Origin of the sequence: Actinomadura meridiana, assembly GCF_039537545.1 — a bacterium.
Lineage (GTDB): Bacteria > Actinomycetota > Actinomycetes > Streptosporangiales > Streptosporangiaceae > Spirillospora > Spirillospora meridiana.
The window spans coordinates 58,716-76,058 of sequence record NZ_BAABAS010000012.1; the positions used below are offsets into that span (position 1 = coordinate 58,716).

Sequence of the window (17,343 nt, forward strand, 5' to 3'; positions counted from 1 at the left end):
GCGTGGATGGTGGTTCGGGCTTCGGTCGGTCGCCGTCAGGCCGGACGGACCGTGTACTGCCAGATCAGGAGCAGGTCCAGGACGGCGTCCGGGTTGAGCAGGCCGTCGCGGACGAGGACCGGCGGGAGCTGCCCGACCTCTTCGCGGGAGAGGGACACGGTCCATGCCTGGTCGGGCTCGTGGACCTGGCCGCCCGCGACGGTGAGGGCGCCGCGCGGCTGGCCGGAGAGGGCCGCGTCGACGGTGAGCTTGACCGTCGCCGACTGGTGCGTGGGCGTGGTCACCTTGGCGGTGAGCTGTTCTCGCAATCCTTCGGGGTAGGCGTCCAGGTAGCGTCCGGAGCCGTCCGGGGTCAGTTCCTGGGACAGGACGAGCACCACCGACGGCTTGGCGATGGTGAGTTTCTCGCCGTGGAACACGCGGGGGAAGCGGCCCTTGGCGATCGTGAAAATGGCCGTGGGGTCAGCGGCGCCGGTCGGTGCAAGGAATCTGCTCCATTGGTCGGAGAATTCCCGGCGGGCGCTGAACACCCGGTAGAGCGACTTCTCGCCGCTGTGCAGCCAGGTGTTGAGCGCGTCGTGCAGTTCGGCGACCGCGTGGTCGGCCAGTTCGTCGCCGCCGTCCCGTGCCGTGTAACGCAGGTGCAGGACGACATCGGTGATCGACTCGTAGTCGAACTGCCGGAACGTGTCCGGGAGCGACAGTTGCCATTCGCTGATCGCGCCCGCGCCCTCGAAGGGCAGGAAACGCTCGTCGCGCAGATTGGTCTCGAACAGGCCGCTGTCGTCCTGCCCGGTGCTGGTGACGATGGACTGGACGGGGCCCGTGTAATCCCGGAACCTCGGGTCGGCCGTCCCCCTAGCGTACTTCTTGCCGTTGGCGACGACCGGATCGACGCGCACACTGCTGTGCAGCAGCCGCGCGGTGAGGTTCACCGAGGTGTACGGCCCGGCCACGCACGGCACGGTGATCGCCAGGTTCTTGATGCGCCGCAGGTAGTGGCCAGGGGTGTCCAGGTCGAAGAACGCTTCGGGCAGCGAGACGAAGCAGGTGCCCGTCTCCTTGAGTCGGAGCAGCGCCGTCGGGTCGAGTTGGGCGAGCGAGACGCGCTTGGACAACTCGAACTCGCGGGAATTGGCCTCCAGATAGGCGGCGTCCATCCGGTTGAGGTCGGCCGACAGTCGTTCACCGGCCAGCAGGCCCTTGTGCAGGCTGTCCCAGTAGCCGAAGTTGACGAAGCTGGAGTCGGCGACGCCCAGCTCGTGGCGGAACGACCGCTCGGCCCGCTTGGCCACGTCATAGGCGAGCTGGTACGCCTGGAAATACGAGGTGGACAACTGACCGGCGAGCCAGTCGTACAGTTCGGTGCTGGTGAACTTCTCCCGCATGAACCGGTCGATCTCGTGGGCGTGCTCGCGCTGTAGGTCGTGGTTCTCCAGCTCTTTGGCCGCTATGGCCTGCCGTATCTGCGCGCCCAGGATCTGCTTGTCGAACTGGGTGGTCTCGATGGTCGCCTGCCCCTGCTGGAACGTCCATTCCTCCGCGCGGCGTGCGTAGCTGGAAAGCGTGAGCTGCTGCGACCCCTGGCTGTTCGACCGGGTGGCGTACGAGCCGAACGCGCTGGACAGGCCCCTGAGCATCGAGACGATGTTGCTGCCGCCGAACGTGCCGCCGACGGTGGGCGGTGAACCGATCTTGGAGTCCGGGAGGAATCCGACGATGGCCGCCGCCATGTCGACCAGGGCGGCCAGGTCCTGCTGGTCCAGCGCGTCCTCGTGCAACCGGGTCTGCGCCTTCTCGTAGGCGTTCATCGGCTCGTCCAGCCGATCGGCGTAGTAGCGCCGCTTGTCCCTGGCGAGTTCACGCGACCGGTCCAACGCGGCGACCGCCTCGTCGGCCTCCTTCACCTGCTGGTGGCGCACCTCCCTGGCCGCGTCGAGCAGCGCCAGCTCGTGGCCGGAGCGCAGCCGGGCCAGCGCCTCCCCGTCGCGCTTCTCCAGCGCGGCGAGCAGCGCGTTACCGAACGCGGTCACCGTGGCGGCGTACTCCCTGGCCTTGGCGAGCATCGGCTCGAACCGGTAGTGCGGCAGCGGCGCGCTGATGTCGTCCAGCGCGGTGGCCAGGTCGACCCCGGCGGCGGCCGCGCGCACCAGCAGGTTGGGGTCGATGGGCGCGCCGAACAGCGGGACCTGCCGTCGGACGCCCTCGATGTTCTGGCAGTGCCGGATCTTGAACAGCCGGTCCTCGACGGTGTCCCAGTAGCCGACCAGCTTGTCGTTGCGCGGCACCCGGAAGTAGTCGAGCCACGCGAGGTTCACCCCGGGCCGGATGCTCGGCTGGACGTCGTGGGCCGGGGCTGGGACGAGGTTCTCGACCGCCGCGACGACCGCGTCCGCCGGACGGCTGCTGAGCAGTTGGCGGAAGCTCCGCGGCGCCGGTTCCGCGCGGCCGGTGATCTCCTCCGGCCGCCTGCCCAGCAGTTCGTCGGCCAGGATGTACAGCTGGGTGGCCTGGTTGATCGACTCCAGCGTGTCCTGGCGGAACAGATGGTCGCCCCAGGCGATCAGGTTGTCGAGGTACTTCATCACCACGGCCTTCTGGTAGGCGGTGGTGCGCAGGCGGGCGACGACGTCGGGCTGGAACGGGTTCGCCAGCCAGCGGTCCACGGCCTTCTGGGTGTCCGGGTCGCCCTCGGCCAGTTTCCGCAGGATCGCCTCGATCCGCTGCTGCGCGTAGGTGTCGCTGGACGCCTGGAAGAACGGCTTGGTGATCCAGTACCGCTGCGGCGGGTCGCCGTCGTAGTCGCGGTTGGTGGGATCGAAGATGAAATGGAACCAGCGCTGCGCCTGCTCGAAGTCCTGGTTGGCCGACAGGCGCTGCGCCACCATCAGCGGCGCGTGGAAGAACAGCTCCCAGTTGTAGTCGGCGTACGCGTCGTCGAAGCCGAATTCCACGGGCTCGCCCGGCACCTCCGGGACGGTGACGACATACGGTTTGTAGTAGTCGTTGAAGTCGAACGGCCCGGTGTAGATCTCCGGCTGGGTTTGCAGCCGCCGGTTGTACAGCCCCGTCACTCCCCACCGGTTCAGCTCGGCCCCGAAGGAGTGGACGTGAGGGTGGTAGAGGCGGCGAAAGGTCAGTTTGGGAACCGCCGCCAGGTCCGCAAGCACCCGCCCGGCGCCAAGCTCGCTTGAGCCCATTCTCCCCCCAGAACGCGGGAGGTCTTGGGGGAGGACGAGGCCGGTTCGCGTACGGTCGGCGCGCGTTGCCGCGAGCGCGGCAAGCTCCCGTCCGGACCGCAGGGCCCGCCGGTCGCGTCCGGGGGCCGAGCTCGGGCGTTCACGCAGCGTCGGGAGGTAGACCAGGTGCGGATCGATCAGGTAACCGCGCCGCCCGTCGCTGAAGAAGGCGACGAACCGGTCCCAGTCCATCGGATGCTGCGTGAGGTTGAGCACCCGGTAGAGCTGGTCGCCCGGCGTCGCGTTGAGCGCCAGGACCGAGGTCTCCGAGTCGTAGCGCCGTTTCGTCGGGTCGGCGATGAAGACCTTTCCGCTTTCCTCGACCTCCGGGCTCACGTATTCGACGCGCTCGTGGTTCTCGTCCAGGCTGTAGTCGCTGTAGTGAATGAACGGAACGCTCGCCTCGTAGGCGGCGGTGCGCTCCGTGATCGGGTCGATGATGACCTCGTCGAGCCCGGCGCTGAATCGGAAGAACCCGGACTTGGTGGTGTAGGTTCCGTCGTCGTTCCGGCGGAGGAAGTCGTCGACGCACCAGATGACCAGATCCTTGCTGACCGGGTCGATCTTCGGACGGAACTGGAAATCCCGGAACCGGGTGCCGATACGAGTGAAGATGTTCGAGTAATCGACGTCGATCCAATCGGGGTTGTAGGCCCCCTGCTCGATCCTGAGGAATATCTTGGTGGACTTCTTGGGCTCCCAGCGGCCGTTGACGTACCGGCTCCAGTTGAACCGCATCTTCCAGAACTTGGGCGGGTCCGGCATGGGTTCGGTGCCCTGCGGCATCCGGATCTGCGGCTGGTCGGTCGCCATGGTGAAGGTCGGCCAGAACAGGTAGAGCCGCCGGTTCCAGACGACCGGGAAGATCGTGTCGCTGTCGATGTCCAGCTCGACCCGCCGCCACGGGGTCCACTCGTTCTTGTTGACCCACGAGCGGAAGTAGTGTTCGCGCGGTTTCGCCACGGTGTGCGCGACGATGTGCACGGTCGGCGGGGAGGTCGTGTCGTCGGTGAACGCGCCGATCGGCCGCAGCCGCGACACCTTGTCGAGCTGTTCGAGGTAGTGGCGGAGCGCGTCCTCGACGTTGTCGGCGGTCATCTCCTTCTGCATCAGCTCGTCTTCCAGCGCCTCGAAGAGCGGCGACTTCGTCGCGCGCAGCTCGGGCTGGAAGTAGTTCTCCGGGTAGAGGAAAACCTTCTGGTTGGCCTCCCAGAGCCGGTAGGACTTCAGCCATTCCCACTGTTTCCAGACGTCCGCGTCGTCGTCGGCGTAGAGCGATTCGAGGTTGAGCCGGACCCGCTGGACGAACAGCTGCACGCTGAAGATCGCCTGCGCGATGCGGGTGGTCTGCTGGCAGGCGCCCATCTCGACGTCCAGCAGGAAGTAGTCGTACATGGTGTTGGCGTCGTGCCAGTACGGCCCGGAGTCCGAACGCAACGGGTTGGCGATCAGGTGGGCGACGAGCGCCGCCCGCTGCCGGTCGCGCAGCCGGTCCCGGAGGGTTCCGCCGATCTCCGGCCACTCGGCGAGGGTGTGCCGGGCCTTGGCCGCCTGCCATGCCGCCTGCGCCGCCTGGGAGGTCACGTCGGGCGGCAGCCATCCGGCCGCGCGCTCCGCCGACACGCCCAGCCTGTCCAGGAGCCGCACGGCGTCGAGCAGTTCCAGCAGCCGTTCCTCGCCGTGGAAGCCCGCCGCCGTCGAGACGCCGACCAGGCCCGGCGCGCAGAGGGCGTCCAGGTCGGCGCGGTCCCACGACGTCTGCGCGGCGAGTTCGGTCAGGACGTCGGGGACCGTCGCGCCGGGCACCCGGGCCGCGGCGAACACCGCGCGGAGCGTGCGGCCACGGCCGGGAATCCCGTCCCGGAGCCGGGCCAGGCGCAGCAGCCGGACGAACCGGGGAAACAGCGGCGACGCACCCGGTGTGGCGGTGACCGGCAGCGTGTTGAGGTCGAGCCAGCCGCCGCTCGCCGCGTACTCGAAGACCCAGGGGATCTCGTCGGCCCTGATCCGCAGCCGCGCGAGCACCGTGGACACGCGGTGGAGCAGCGACAGGGTGCTGAACTGCTCCAGGAAACCGTCCCTGGTGATCACCACGGCCGGGTCGCTGCCGACGTACCTCGGGGTGAGGAAGTCCTGGAGCGCCAGCGGCTTGGACGGTGAGCGCAGCCAGGTGCCGAGCAGCACGTCGGCGCTCGCGGCGTCGAGCCCGGCGGCGGTGCCGAGCTGCTGTTTCACGGTGATCTCGCTGAGCACGCGCCGCAGGTAGGGGTTCAGCTTCGCCAGGACGTACGCGAACCGCCGGGCGGGGGACTGGCCGTCCGGGTCGAACAGGGCCGCAGCGTCGTCGGCGGTGAGGAAGACGTTGTCGGGCGCGGGCGCGGCCCGTTGTGCCAGGCCCAGCGCGTCCACTGCCTCGCGGAACGCGGCGTCGGCCGACGCGGCGCCCAGCGCGGCGAGTTCCTCGGCGGACAGGTAGGCGCGGGACCGCAGGGCGTGCTCGCCGACGTCGTAGAACACCCTCCCGGCCAGCCCGGTCGGCAGTTTCAGGTCGATGGGCAGCACCGCGAGCGGCGCCGAGTAGATCGGGATCCGCAGCGCCTTCATCTTGGTCGTGACGAAGGTGCGGGGCGCCTGGTGCAGCGCGTTGACCGCGGTGACGAACGCGGGCGTGGCGGTGGACGCGCCGGTGAGCGCGGCCCGCTGTGACGCGGTCATCGGGCCGGTGCACAGCAGCCGTCCCGGGCCCGGCTCACCCTCGGTGGGTGCCTCGAACCGCATCGAGGGCGGCAGGGTGATCCCGGACGGCAGCGCGTCCAGCGGCGCGGCGTACACCACCGTGCCCAGCAGCGTCGTCACCGCCTCCTGGACTAGCGCGGCGTCCCAGCCGAGCAGGGCCAGGTCCTTGCGGGTCAGTTCGCCCTTCTCGTCGCTGGTCTGGGCGGTCTGCTGGTAGACGGCCTGGAGGGCGGCCCGCAGCGCGGTGAGGGTGGCGGCCAGTGCCGTATCGTCGGGCAGCGGCCCGTCGTGGGCGGGCAGCGTCGCGGTCAGGACGGCGTCCAGCTCCGCGACCGTGAACCCGCGATCGACGATGTCGGCGACCGCGTCCAGGAACCGTTCGGTGGCCTCGATCGACTTGTCGACGGTGGCGACGCCGACGGTCGGCCCGTCGGGATGGGACGGAGGCCGCATCGGCGCGCCAGAGGCCAGCTCCGGATCGGCGCCACCGACAGGCGGCGGAACGAGGGGAACAGTCGGCAGTCTCATGGGGATGCCGGACATCAACTCGGGCTCCCCGCCGTACCAGTCCTCGGGCGGGACGGGGAACGGGCCTCCGCCGCCGTACAGCTCGATCAGCCGCAGCAGATCCTCGATCGGCAGGCCGAGCGCCCGCGCCAGCCGCACCGTGCGGAACAGCGCCGACAGGTTGGCCAGGTTCAGCAGCCGGTTCGGGGTCGCCGAGCGGCGGCCGGTGACGAGCGCGGCCAGTTCGGTGTCGGTCACTTCGAGCACGCCGAGCAGCGCGGCGGTGACCGCCGGATCGACCAGGCTGCCCACGATCCGCAGCTCGGTGCGCGCCGCGTTCAGCTCGAACGGGCTGGCCTGCCCGGGTGGCAGAATGACGACCGAGGGGTCGAGGAAGAGCCGATCGTACAGCGGTGGTTCGGCCGCCGTCGCGTAGCGGTACGTCGGCAGCGGACCGTAGAACGCCAGCACCTCGTCGACCGGCAGGTCCAGCCGGGCGGCGAGCCGTCGGGCCGCCAGCACGGACCGCAGCCCGGTTCCGTCCAGCCGCCCCTGGTTGTTGGCGGCCATCAGCACCCGGTCGAGCTCGATGGTCGACAGACCGGGGGCGGGGGCCGCGAGCGCCCGCTGCAACCGGACGAACCGGTGCAGCCGGTCGAGCGCGTAGAAGTCCAGTCCTTGCAGGACCATCAGGTTGGTGTCGCAAGGGTATTTCGGGTCGGTGCTCGTGATCTGGATCGTGCCGCCGGGGTTGACGAACCTGGTGTCGAGCACCTCGACGAGTTCCGCGTAGCGGAGATCGGCGGTGTCCAGCATGTGCCGCACCTGGGCCAGGTCGTTCACCAGGCCGCCGGGGGGCGTGTCCGCCGGACGGCCGTAGAACTCGGCGAGCGTCCGGCCCGGGCTCAGCGGCTCGCCGGTGATGATCCGCCCGGCCGTCGAGGGCAGCCCGAGCTCCTCCACGGCGACCGCGACGCCGCCCGCGCCCGAGGGGTGCAGCACGGCCATCAGCCGGTCCCAGCGCACTCCGAGGTGGGCGAGGCTGTCGCGGGTCTGGTCGGCCCACAGGTCGAACGGCAGGCTCCACGGGTAGACGGCGCGGCGCACCACCTCGTAGGCCGCCGGGTTCACATGCTGCGGCTGCACCCGCAGCTGCCCCGGATCGCCGCTGGTCTGCCGCAGCTTCGCGCCGGGCAGGGTGCTCCGCTCCACGATGACCGTTTCGAGCAGCTCGTTCACCAGGTCGACGTACGGCAGCGGCAGATTGGTGTTGTCGCAGGAAAGCTCGACGTCCCACAGGTCCGGGCGGCGCCGGTAGAGCCCGTCGGCCACCGACCCCTCGCTGCCCTCTGGCGGCGGATCGCCGTACAAGCCGACGCTGCGCAGGAACAGCAGCAGATCCGCCAGATACGCGGGCTGGCCGTACACCGACCGGCACTCCGAGCAGGCGCAGTAGTCAGTGGGGCCGAACAAGTCCTCCCAATCCGGGACCTGGACGAGCATGGCCTCCTGCTCCGGCGGCGCCGCCAGCCACGGCACGTCGAACTGGTTCGCCGTGCGCAGGTCCGCGACGAGGTTGGCGGCGGTGGCGTGCACCTGGGTGGCGCGCGCATGCACGGCCGCGGCCTCGTCGGACGGCAACGCGTCCGCGACCTGCGCGGCGAAGGCGTCCCGCCCCGTCCGGGCGATCCCGTGCGCCGAGTCGAATCCCCGCGCCCGCAACGTCTGAACGGTGTCGAACGCGGGCGTGAGCTTCATCAGCCGCTGAATGCCCGCCAACTCGGCACGAGCCGGTTCGTCGGGAACGGTCGCCGCGTTGATCGGAGTGATCAGCAGGTCAAACTCGGGATTGGCGGACAGAAACCGCGCGGCAGGCGCCGAAGCATTACTCGCCGCAAGCCGATGCCGGACATGCGCAGTCGGATAAGCCTCCGCGACCAGCCCAACCACCAACTCCCGATAAGCACCCCCAACATCGGTTGCGGATGATGCGCCATCCGTCATGGCCATCGCGCTGTCCGTCGCAGGTGGCGGGTCGTCGGTCGCGGAGGGTGCGCTGTCCGTCGTGGGTGGCGCACCCTCGGTCGTGGGTGGCGCGCCATCCGTTGTGGGAGGCGGGTTGTTCGGTGTTCGCTTGTTGGTCGCGGTTTGTGTTGTTAGCAGCTCGGTGGCCTCTAAGGGGACGCCTCCGGTGCTCTCTATTAGTTCCGTCCAGGCCGCGTCGGTCAGGGCGGCCAGGTCGCGGGGGTGGGTCAGGTCGCCTCGGTCGAATCGGAGCAGCAGCGCTTCTACCAGTGCGCTGTTGTTGCCGGTCATCGCGGCGAGTTGTAGTGCTAGTTGGAGCCGGTCCACGTGTGGTGCGGCCTGTTCGTCACGCTTGAGCACCGCCCAGAACCGGGCGAGGTTGCCGTCGTGGTCGAGGTAGGCGTTGTAGACGTGCTCGCGGACCGTGGTGTCGGGCACGGCGGCCGCGAAGATCCGCGCGATCGGTGAGGTGGGCGTGCCGTCCGTTCCCTGGACGAATGCCTTGACCTCGCTGGCCCGCAGACGGGCGGCGAAGTCGGTGGCCGTGTCGGCTTCCACTGGGCTGATCACCCCCGCCGTGGCGGCGGCGGTGAGTGCGGCGCGGATGTCGGCGGTGGGACGGGACGCCAGCGTGGACAGGTGCGCGGGCAGCCCCTGCCGGAACAGGCCGTAGAACAGCTCGGCTGGGAGGCCCGTCGCGGTGGTGTGCCGTCCGGCGAGCGCGAGGTGGCCGACCTGTGCGGCGGGACGGCCGCAGGCCCCGGCCAGAAAGCCGATCTCGTCGCGGTCGCTCTCGGTGCCGCGCAGCTCGTCCAGACTCACCCCTTCGAGGAGCGGCGACACGGCGGCCAGGAGTCGGTCGAACTCCGAGATCCCGTCGGCGGGCACCGTGAGGTCGACGATCTCGTCCCGAACGGGGCTCAGGCGGACGGCCTCGATCGTGCCGTGCGGGCCGTCCGGTGCGGTCGAGACGACCAGCTCCGCCGGGGCGGTTCCGGCGTCCGTCGCGGCGACCGCCGCCGCCGGGTAGACGATGCGGTACCGGCCGTCGGGTCCCGTGACGGCCTCGCCGAGCGGGCTCCGTGACCGTAGCCGACGGGCGGATGTGATCACCGTGACGCCGGACGCGGGGGTGCCGTCGGCGAAGGTCACCGTTCCGGTGACGGTGTGCCGCACCGTCGCGGTGGGGCTCGGGTCGCTTTCAGACATGTGCGGTCCTCTGGGTCAATGGCGGCGCTGGGGGAGGTCGTCGGAGGCGCGTTCTCTCACGGGGGGCTCTGGACATGGAAATGCGCGAAGCCGTCGGGCATCAGGAATTTCAGGATTCCGGTCGTGTCCAGCTTCAGGAGCTCGGCGAAACCCTTCGCCGCCCCAGGTTGGAGCAGGCTGATGTTCTGGTTCAGGAGCGTCTTGTTCGATCCCTTGATCGTCGGGGAATAGTCCGGCTTCGTGTCGCGCTCGAAGAAGACGTCCTCGCGCTTGATGGGCTGCGGGCCGTAACCGGGAATGATCTCCCATTCGTACATCCGGCTTCGCCGGAGCTTCTCCGCGTCCTTGGAGGCGTCCTCTCCCGTTGTCCGGGCATTGCGCGGCAGGCCGAGGGCGAACTTGACGTCCACCGGCTTCTCGCCCTTCTTGCTGTTTCCGATCATGTCGGAATAGAACGCCAGGACCGCCTCAAGCTGCTCGGCGCCCTTGTTCACCGCGAGGCTCTTTCCGGCGTAGCGGCCGAGGTCCAGGCCGTGTCCCCTCTTGTGCGGAGATCTGTCCTTGTCGCTGGACCGGGTCAGGCTCACGATCTCGAAGTCGACGCCCTTGGCTCCGGCCTTGCGGCGCTCGCGTGCCTTGGCGACCATGCGTTGGATGATCTTGGCGATGCCGACGTCCAGCACGTCGGGCAGCGAAGCGTCGTCGGGGGCCTCCACGATCGACTTGAGCTGTTTGGCGATGGCGCCGTCCTCGCGGGGCTTGGTCTTGGTCATGGGGGAGTCGCCGACGAACGTGGCGAGGCCCTCGTCGCGGGCGTCGAGGAGATCCTGCGCGGCCTTTCTTATTTCGGTGCGGGGATTCTTCAACAAAGTTCTGATTGTTCGCTCGTCTGGGAGGGGAGCCCGCTCCTCCTCGGACTGCTGTCCGCTCGGGTCGGTCAGGCGGACCGGGTTGTTCCGTACATAGGCGTATCGGTTCGGCCCGTCGACCATTCCGGCCGGGTCTGGTGAGATCCAGCGCCCCAGCCACAATGCGTAATACCGTGCGCCGTGATAGGAGAATCCGGTTTCGGTGTCCTTTTCCTTGCCGGTGAAGCGGTAGCGCTTGAGGCTGACTTCGGCTGCTCCTTGGGCGGCGTGGAACGACGTTGTGCCGTAGGGGTGGTATTCCTCGTAGGAGAGCACCGCGCAGTTCTTGTCCACCTCGACGGAAACGCTGCCGAGATGATCGGTGAGCTGGTACCGCTGGACGGTGGCCGGTGCGAAAAGGGCGGAATCGACGGTGGTGGTCTCGACCGCGGCGAAGCGGCGGACACCGTCCATGATGTGCAGCGTCCAGCGTTCCGTGCGGACCGTTCCGTTGACGGTTCTCTGGTAGCGCTCGCTGTGGCCCAGACAGACCCGGGTCTCGGTGATGCCGCCCTTGACGACCGTCGCGCGGACGCGTTGCCCGGCGGAGTCGTACTGGTAGTGGGCGTTTCCGCCGCCGCCGAGGTCGGCGTGCGACAACCGGTTGTCCGGGTCCCAGTCCAGGACGGCGAGATGCGGCATCGAGATGGTGTTGCCGCTCGCGTCGTGGCCGTATGTGGCGGAGTAGCGGTCGGGGGTGTCGCCGGGGATGCTGCTGGCCAGCAGGCGGTTGGAGTCGGCGGCGATCTGGTGGCGGCGCGTCCAGGATCCGTTCGCCGCCGTGTGCGCGACGCTGAGGAGGTTGTCCGCCGCGTCGTGCACGTACGACTCGGTGTAGGCGCGCATCGCGGTGGTGTCGCCGGGCTGCGGGATGCTTCCCGGCCGTGGGTCGGTCGGGCCTGGTTGCGTGGACGTCTGCCCGATGTGTTCGCGACCCGTGGCCTCGACGAGCCGGTAGGCCGGGTCGTAGCGGTACGTCCGGGTACTGCCCACGGCGGTGTTTGCGAAGAACACCGTGTCGGTCAGCGGGTCGGACAGCACGATGACGTTGCCGACGGGGTCGTAGGTGTAGTTCAGCGCTTGCAGGCGTTTGCCGTCTGGTCTGCGGGTGTCGACCGAGGACAGCCGGAACGTGTCGGGCTCGTAGCCGTACTCCGTCTTGGCTCCACAACCCAGTTCGATGAGGACGCGCTGCTTGCGCGCGTTGTAGTCGATGCCCGTGACGAACGGCGTCCAGGTCGCGGCGCCGTTGAGTTGCGCGTCGACTGTTTCCAGCAGCCCGGCCTCGTTGTAGGCGTGCCGGGTCCGGCTGCCGTCCGCGCTGGTGATCTGCGTCGGCCGGCTCAGCGCGTCGTACGCGGTGGCCGTCGCGTGCGCGGACTCTTCCAGCAGGGCGGCGGCCCTGGTCAGCGCCTGATCCGGTGTCCCGACCTGGGCCAGGACGGTCCAGTCGGGCTCGGCCAGTGGGTCGGCGGCCAACCGGCGTTCGGTGGCCAGGGTGTTGCCCTTGAAGTCGGCCCGCACGGTCCGCACCACCCCGGCTCCGTCGAAGAGCAGGCAGGGACGGGTGCGCAGGTTGCGCGCGACCCCGTCGTCCAACGCCTCGCCGTAGTAGGTGCGCAGCCGGAGCCGCTCGGCCCCGCCCGCCGGGGTCGCGTACGCGTGGGTCGGACGGCGCAGCACGTCATGGATCCAGCGGAACACGGTGCCCCGGCTGTCCCGGCCGTAGACCGGATTGCCCATCACGTCCAGCAGGCTCCACCGCTCGCCCGCGTCGGGGCTCACGGTGTGCGCTGGGTTTCCGAGCATGTCGAACGACTGCTGGAGCACCCGGACGCCTCGGGGGTCGACGACCGAACGCTCGTGGCCTTGGACGTCCCGCTCGATGGTGACCTCGAACCGCTCGCCGCCGCCGTTGTCGGTGACGGTGATGTGCGGACGGCCGAGCGAGTCGAGGTGAGTCTCGGTCGGGGTATCGGCGTGCGCCAGCGCCTGCCGGGCGGCGCGGCCACGCGGGTCGGTCTCCGGCAGGTCGCGGCGCTCCGCGTACCAGCGGCTGTTCCGGACGGTGTCGTTGCGGTCCCACGATTCCTGCCGCCAGGCCTCGAACACCAGCCGCGACTCCGAGCCGTCGGGGAACTCGGTCCCGACGAGCCGACCGAGCGGGTCGTGCCGCAGAATCGGCGTGACGCCGTACCTGACCAGGTCGTCCTCGGTGTCGAACCGTTCGTCGGGGGCGAAGTACGGCTCGTACTGCCGGACCGGGTTGCCCTTGTTGTCATAGATGGTCCGGCCGGTGCCCACCCATCGCCGGGCGGACGGTTCCAGCCGCAGCGTCCCGTCCGGGTTCCGCACCAGCCGCCCGTCCGCGCCACGCACCGGAGCCAGCCCCGGCTCGGCCCTCGTCCTGGTAAGGATCACCCGGCCCATACCGTCGAAATAGCCCCGCGTCTCCTGCCAACGCGGCTCAACGCCCCGATCCTCACCAGCGGAGCGATGCTCACCGTCGTCGGTAGCGATGGGACGTTCGTCGGTGGCCTGGCGTCCTTCGCTAGCGCTGTGTTCGTCGGTGGTGCGGTGTTCGTTGGTGGTGCGGTGTTCGTTGGTGGTGCGGTGTTCTTCGCGGGCGTAGGTGTGTACGGAGACGGGCACGCTCACCAGGTCGTAGACCAGCCTGGTAGTGGGGTCGTCAGTGGGCGAGCTCTCCGGAGTGGACAGGTCGAGGAGGTCGCCCTCAGACGCCCCCGCCTTGCCGAGGACGGCTGTCGCCGTCACCATGCCGAGTGCGTCGTAGCGGACACCGGAGCGGTTGGCGTTGGGGTCGGTCAGCAGCCAAGGACGCAGTACGCGATAACTGAGCTGGACCTGTGTCGTGTTGCCGAGCGAGTCGCGGGTGCGGATCGGCAGCAGGCAGTACTGGTCGTACTCGATGGTCACCGCCGCGCCGAACGGGTCGATCACCTTGGACGGCTGGAAGTAGCACTCCGGGTCGGGCACCGTGCGATGCGACGGCGCCCACCACACGCCGTCCTCGGCCCGCCGGACGTAACCGGCCGCTGTCAGCGTCGCGTCGGTGACCTGGCTTTCGCCGAACAGCGCGTCGACCTGCCCGGCCGCGAACGCCTGCCGGTAGGTGCGCCACACCAGTGCCCGCGCGCCGATCTGGCCGCGCGGCAGTTCGGTCTCAAGGTCGTCGGAGTGGTAGGTCGTGGCCGCTCGCTCGATCAGCCGCCGCTGGGGAAGCGCCCCGGACAGTTCGTCCTGGTAGGGGATTTCGTTCCGCGCGGCGGCGGTCGCCGCTGCGTCCAGCGTGGTGGTGGTGAAGATCGTCGCGGTCCCGGCCGGTGCGACTCCGCCGATCTCGTACTCGCGGGCCTCGATCTCCGCCCCGATCCGCCACCGCGCGGTCGTGGCGACGTCGTTGGCCACGTCGCGTTCCCTGACGGTGATCCACGACCGTCGCTGTGTCGGATCTCCGCTGCCGCGCGGGTACGCGACGGTCGCCGTGCGGACTAGGTTCCCGTACTCATCGACTTGCAGGGTGAACTCATGCGCCACCCGAGGGTCGTCGGGATGGCGTTCGGTCTGGACGGTGAGCGTCTCGGTGTGATGCGCGAACAGGACGCCTGGCCGCGCCGCCCGTCCGGGTTGCGCTGCCCGTCCAGGCTGCACCAAGCGCAGCGCATAACTGTGTTCTGTTACCTGGTAGGGCACCTTCTCCAGCGGACTGCCGTCCTCGGCGTAGACCTCTGTACGCAGGATGCGTCCGCGGAGCGCTCGGCAGGCTTGGCGTTCCTCTCCGGTGCTGAGCCCGTCCGGCAGGACGGTGTCCGGCAACCAGAGGCCGTCGCCGTGGCCGTCGTCGCCGGGCCAGTACTCGTCCTCGAAAGACCGGGCGACGGCGTCGCGTCCGGCGTACCAGCCGGTGTGCTGCCACCGTTTGATGAGCGCGGGCGGTTGGACGAGCTCGTCCTGCCGAGCGCCGGGGCGGGCCTTGCATAGTGCGTCGCGCTGCTCGACGTAGCCGAAACCGCGAAACTCTCGTTCCGTACCGTCGTAGTAGCCGTGCCGGTAGCCGTACGTTGTGGCCAGGGTCGTGTCGGCGACCGAATCCTTCATCTCCACTTCGGCGACCAGCTGTACGGGGAACGCGGGTCGGGTTACCCATGGCCTGCCCGCCGCCTTGTCGGCCAGGTAGTAGGCGGTGGACGCCTGGTAGGTGATGGACGTCTTCAGCCCGCTGTGGTTGTCGGCCGTGGTCAGCAGATGTGGTTTTCCGGTCGCCATCAGGTCCACGTATCGGACCTGCGGCTCGCCGTCGGGACGGGGCTGTGCGAGGACGACGCAGGCGGTGCCCTTGCCGAGGACGTCGGCGACGCTCACGGCGGTGGACCCGTCGACCGGCACGTCCACGTGGTGCGGGGCGCTCCAGGAGTTGCCCGCCTGGTTGAACCAGAGCCGTATGCCGTCCGCGCCCACGTACAGGAGGTCGGTGGGGGCGCTGCCGTCCACGTCGAACAGGTGCAGGCGGCGGTGGTCGAACCGGTCGGGGTGATCGAAGAGCGGGGCGTCGGACATGGTGACCTTCGCGCCGAACCGTCCGTAGCCGAGATTGGGCCAGTACGCGATCTCGCCGTTGCCGATCCGTACCAGGTCGGTGAGGCCGTCGCCGGTCATGTCGGCCAGATGGACGCTCTGCTCGGGATCGGCCAGCAGGAGCCTCGGGCCGTGCTCCTCGGTGGCCGCCAGGCCGAGTTGCCGGGCGTCGCCGAACCCGTCGTGACCGGCGCCCGGGTACCAGGTGAGGCCGTCTTCGGCGGTCAGCAGAACGTCGGTGAGGCCGTCGCCGGTGAGATCGACGAACCGCAGGTTGGGGTCGGACCAGGGCAGCGACGGCAGGCCGGGGAAGGGGACGAAGTCCTGCCAGCCCGCCGTCTGCGTGCGGGCGTGGTAGCCGGGCGCGACGCCGCCCAGGTCGACCAGGTCTGGGATGCCCGTCCCGGCCAGATCCATCAGCTGCCGCGTGCTTCCCTGGCTATCCGCCGGGCCCGGGCCGTTCGGCCGCGACGTCACGGCCTTCGGGGTGTCGATCGTGCCGCCGCCGAGATTGGCCCGGTAGAACCAGGCCCCGGCCTGTTCGGTGAGGATTCCCGAGACGCCTTCGCCGTCGAGGTCGGTCCACTGGTAGGCGGCGTCCAGCCGGGCGGGCGGCTCCCCATGACCACTGGCCAGCGGCCGCACCTGGGCGGAGACGGTCCGCTCGGTGTAGCCGAACGTCAGGGGCGGCAGCTCCGCCTCCCGGTAACCGGCGCCGTCGCGGACGTAGCCCTTCTGTACCACCGAGGTCAGGTAGGTCAGCACGGGATCGTGGCGGTAGCCCAGGTTGGTGGAGCCCACCAGGACGGGATCGTCGCCGAGCTCGTCGAACTGGTGGAACATCAGCACCCGTCGGCACAGCCGGTAGGTCCGCACCTCGAATCCGGACCGGTGGGTGGAGAACGGATCGCGGCGGACCGGCCACGGCCTGTCCTCCTCGGAGGTCGGGCTCGTATCGTCGTGCTCGCCGTAGTCGAGCACCGCTTCGAAGCAGAAGTCGGTGTCGTTTTCGACGTTTCCGTACCGGACACGCTTGAGGTAGCGCTGGGCCTGCGCGGTGCCGCCGCTGAGACGGTTGCGTTCGTGGGGCGCGCCCGCGTCCACCCCGGACGTGTCCTCCTGCTTGTAGCTGTAGACGACGAGGTCGCCCCGGTCGTCGCGGGTCTCTTGCAGTAGCCACCGGAACACCCGTGCCGGATCGGACGGGTCGGCGATCCGCGCGGCGGAGTCGCGGCCAAAGACGCTGGTGACGTTGTCCTTGGTCGTCACCCGCCAGTGCGTCTCGCCGGACGTCGTGTGCCGCCACCATTCGATGCGGGAGAACTGGCCCTCGATCCGGGGCCGGTACGCATGGATGTCGTACGGCCCCTCGGTGCGTCGCACCGGGCGGTTGCCGGGGGACAGCGCCGGGACGAGGTCGTCCCCGCCGGTGAGCTGGAAAGTGTCGTCGAGATAGCGGGGCAGGCCCCGGTCGGTGGTGCGGGATATCGACGGCAGATCCACGGTCCAGCCCAGGCCGTACGGCCCGTTCCCGGCGCCGGAGTCGTAGTTCAGGATGAGCTGCGGCGAGACGCTGCCCCGGCCCGGGGACAACGCCAGCGGAACCGACATCGACCCCGTCCCGGTCACCGGGTTGGCGGAGAACTTCTCACCCATGCCGCGAATCGCGCCGCCCCCGGTCGGCAACGACAACGAGGGCGCGTCCCGGGCAGCGTCCCGCTCACCGCGTGCTCCGACTCCACCACCGGGCGACGATCCGTGCTGTGAGTCGCGCATGATTCACCTTCAGGCCTGCTGGGGCGGGCAACGGTGTGCAAATTTCGCAAATCGTTCAGCCCGGCGGAAGCCGCTGAATCCTTTCAGCGGTCCGCCGAGAACAACACTGAACCCGGCTTTGGTACGGCATCCACAGTGCCTTCAAGGTGACAAAAGACGAACCATCATTCTTGACCAAGGCATTTTATGGCTCTTATCCAGACTCGACCCGAAATGACCGCCACGGCCCTAAATCGGGGAATTGTCAAAGAAGACCACGTCCACCGGGCGACCGCCCCTTACACAGCACTACCCGCTGCCCGCGCAAGACCCACAACGGCTCTGAGCCGCGCATGGAAGGAAATGCG

General features: G+C 69.3%; 2 protein-coding genes. Both read right to left on the bottom strand.

The annotated features are described in order from the left end of the window. Window positions 1–35: 35 nt before the first annotated feature. The gene (locus ABD808_RS20625; RefSeq protein ID WP_344899087.1) at window positions 36–9,716 is read right to left on the bottom strand and encodes a Tc toxin subunit A-related protein; all 9,681 of its coding nucleotides are present in this window, start codon (window positions 9,714–9,716) and stop codon (window positions 36–38) included. Window positions 9,717–9,772: 56 nt separating this feature from the next. Then, window positions 9,773–16,996 (bottom strand): SpvB/TcaC N-terminal domain-containing protein, encoded by a 7,224-nt coding sequence (locus ABD808_RS20630; protein ID WP_344899089.1) that lies wholly within the window; start codon window positions 16,994–16,996, stop codon window positions 9,773–9,775. Window positions 16,997–17,343 lie beyond the last annotated feature (347 nt).

Coding starts and splice junctions, on each gene's coding strand:
- ABD808_RS20625 (WP_344899087.1), bottom strand. CDS start 9,716: ATGTCTGAAAGCGACCCGAGCCCCACCGCGACGGTGCGGCACACCGTC.
- ABD808_RS20630 (WP_344899089.1), bottom strand. CDS start 16,996: ATGCGCGACTCACAGCACGGATCGTCGCCCGGTGGTGGAGTCGGAGCA.